This is a genomic window from Gemmata algarum (genome assembly GCF_034097035.1).
Lineage (GTDB): Bacteria > Planctomycetota > Planctomycetia > Gemmatales > Gemmataceae > Gemmata > Gemmata algarum.
In genome coordinates, this window is the sequence record NZ_JAXBLV010000067.1 from 1 (window position 1) to 1,806 (window position 1,806).

The following is a 1,806-nucleotide window of genomic DNA, read 5'->3' on the forward strand; positions in this document are numbered from 1 at the left end:
CCCTCCCAACCTTTACGCAACTCCTGTCCGCATAAGATATTGGGAATGGCACCTGGGCGTGAAAAGGGATGGTCGTGGGTGCCGTACCCCGAATCCCCGGCAAACACGAACGTCCGGCCCGGGAATCGGACCAACAGCACCCGCAGGAGCACACACATGATCCGGGCCGGGGGGCGGTGCGGGCGGTTCCGCTTTCGATCGTCGTCCGCGGACCGGTACAGGTCGATGAGCACCGGGAGCGCCCACGGGCGGGTGGCGAACGGGAACTTCACCAGGACCGCCAACACGACCCACTTGTGCCCATGCCGGAACGCGGTGTACGAGTGGGTCGAGCGGGCCGGGTCCCGGTGCCGAGCCTTGCCGTACACGCGCGCGCCCTTGTGCCCGTCAACCGTGTCGTCACCGACCAACCGCACCGGACCATCCGGGAGCAGGTGGTCGAGCACGAATCGCATCTGCGCGCCCCCGAGCGCGAGTCCGGACCACGGAGCGCGGGACAGCACCCGCTGGTAATCGGTGCGATGTCCCAGCGCCAAATGGCGAAGGGTGCGGAGTATGTTGGCCACGGTGCGCCGACCGATGGTCACCAGCGCACCGACCAGTAATGTCGCGAACCGCTGGTACGTGGGGTTGGTGAAATGGGCGCCAGAACCGAGACCAGCGCCTGAGCTTCGGGTGGTACAATCATGGCCGCCGTCCGTGGGCGAGGGCCACGGGGGAGTATCAGCAGCCCCATGATACCTCACCACGGACGGCCCTGAGATTCGGCACCAGTCGAGCTAAGAGTCTATCCGGAAAGTTGGAGGTGCCCCAAGTACCGTGAGTTGGTAGTGTTGGGTCATCGCTCGGACCGACGGATGGGGCTGCGATGGATCGCGTGTATCCGACGGATTTGACGGACGCGCAGTGGGCCGTGATCGAACCGCTGATCCCACCCGCCAAGCCGGGCGGGCGTCCCCGAACGGTGGATATGCGGTTGGTGGTCAATACCATCTTTTACTTGGCCAAGGCCGGGTGCCAATGGGCCATGTTGCCCCAAGATCTGGCCAAGCGTTCGACCGCCAACGAGTACCTGATGGCCTGGGTCGCCGATGGGACGTGGCAACGGATCCTCGACGCCCTGCGTCCGCAGGTGCGCGTGGCGGCCGGTCGGGATCCCAACCCGGCGAAGGCGGCGATCGACGCACAGACGGTCAAGGGGACCGAGGCGGGTGGGGCACGGGGTTACGACGGCGGCAAGAAGATCAACGGCCGGAAGCGCCCTCGGGTCGTGGATTCCTTGGGGTTGCTGATGGTGGTACTGGTCACGGCCGCGAGTTGCGACGACGGCACGACGGCTCCGCAGGTACTCGCCACGTTGAGCCCGCAACACCGCGCGCGGTTGGACGAGGTGCGGGGCGACGGGAAGTACAACAACCGGACCCTGGACCGGTATTTGGCCCGCGAATCGGTCGGGTACCAGGTGACGGTGGTGGAACGTCCAGCGGGGGCCAAGGGGTTGGTTCATCTGCCGTACCGGTGGGTGATCGAGCGGACCAACGCTTGGACGGGGAATTACCGACGCAACAGCAAGGGCTACGAACGGACAACGGCGGCCGCCGAAGCGATGATCCAGGTGAGCATGATTCACCTCATGCTCCAACGACTCGCACCCGACAAAACGCGCACTCAGGCGACCTTTAAATACACGCGAAAACCCATGCAAAAGGCCACTAAACTTTCCGGATAGACTCTAATACTACTCCGTTAGAGGTCAGAATCGACTCCTGTACTTTCCGCGAATCGGCCGCGCTCAGGCGGCCAGGT

At 64.6% G+C, this 1,806-nt stretch carries 2 protein-coding genes; one reads left to right on the plus strand and one right to left on the minus strand.

Annotated elements, in window-relative coordinates; translation table 11 throughout:
• Nucleotides 1-749 (minus strand): transposase (locus R5W23_RS07570; protein ID WP_320685812.1); only part of this gene is annotated, 749 nt, incomplete at its 3' end.
• Nucleotides 750-868: 119 nt separating this feature from the next.
• On the opposite strand from R5W23_RS07570, the gene R5W23_RS07575 reads away from it, so the two are divergent.
• The gene (locus tag R5W23_RS07575; RefSeq protein ID WP_320685813.1) at nt 869-1,729 is read left to right on the plus strand and encodes an IS5 family transposase; all 861 of its coding nucleotides are present in this window, start codon (nt 869-871) and stop codon (nt 1,727-1,729) included.
• Nucleotides 1,730-1,806: the final 77 nt, after the last annotated feature.

Coding starts and splice junctions, on each gene's coding strand:
- R5W23_RS07575 (WP_320685813.1), top strand. CDS start 869: ATGGATCGCGTGTATCCGACGGATTTGACGGACGCGCAGTGGGCCGTG.